1 pseudogene is annotated in these 308 nt (G+C 42.9%); it reads right to left on the bottom strand.

Annotated features, from left to right (window positions below):
* Nucleotides 1–308, bottom strand: a pseudogene (locus C1E99_RS10795) (3-hydroxy-3-methylglutaryl-CoA reductase); the annotation flags it as partial.

Raw genomic sequence — 308 nt, 5'->3', positions numbered from 1 at the left:
CGATCTTCGTAGAGAGCAACTTGTCCAATCATGATACGGTTGTGAATAGTCGTTGTAAAACCGCCAGATTTAGCGATGATTTTGGCTCCGAAAGACGCAGCTGCAACCACAGAAGGTTCTTCAGTAACCATCGGTACAGAATAAGTTTGTCCATCCACTAGAAGTTCTGGAAGTACAGAAAAAGGTAAGGAAAACGTTCCTAGATGATTTTCTGCCATCTTTCCCGCAATTGCTTCTGGCAGGTTTTCGTCTTTGTATAGAACGTCTAAGCTATCTTCGGATAGGGAAAGATTCTGACGGAGAATATC

The organism is Streptococcus suis (assembly GCF_002964045.1).
Classification (GTDB): Bacteria; Bacillota; Bacilli; order Lactobacillales; family Streptococcaceae; genus Streptococcus; species Streptococcus suis_U.
This window is presented reverse-complemented; position numbering and strand designations above follow the sequence as displayed.